This is a genomic window from Rhodopseudomonas sp. BR0G17 (assembly GCF_010907025.1).
GTDB lineage: Bacteria > Pseudomonadota > Alphaproteobacteria > Rhizobiales > Xanthobacteraceae > Rhodopseudomonas > Rhodopseudomonas palustris_H.
In genome coordinates, this window is sequence record NZ_QUML01000161.1 from 1 (window position 1) to 431 (window position 431).

The following is a 431-nucleotide window of genomic DNA, read 5'->3' on the forward strand; positions in this document are numbered from 1 at the left end:
CCGGTCACTGCTGAAATCGCCGACAGCCTCGGCATGAAGCAGGCGCGCGGGGCGCTGGTCGACACTCCGCAGGAAGGCAGCCCCGCCGCAAAGGCCGGGATCAAAGCCGGAGATGTGATCGCGGCCGTCAATGGTCAGGAGGTCAAGGATTCCCGTGCGCTGGCGCGGACCATCAGCACGATGGCGCCGGGCTCCTCGGTCAAGCTCGACGTACTGCACAATGGTGAGTCCAAGACGATCGATCTGACGCTCGCCGAAATGCCGGGCGATCATCAGAAGGTCGCCGACAACAGCGGCGATCACGATGCCGGCCGCCCCTATCTCGGCTTGCGCGTCGCTCCTGCGAGCGAAGTCGACGGTGCCGGTCAGAAAGGTGTCGTCGTCACCGGCGTTGATCCCGACGGTCCGGCCGCCGACAAGGGTGTCAGCAC

1 protein-coding gene is annotated in these 431 nt (G+C 65.9%); it reads left to right on the forward strand.

Annotated features, from left to right (window positions below):
• A partial coding sequence (locus tag DY467_RS25670) for a PDZ domain-containing protein (protein WP_164639853.1) occupies window positions 1–431 on the forward strand: 431 nt, incomplete at both ends.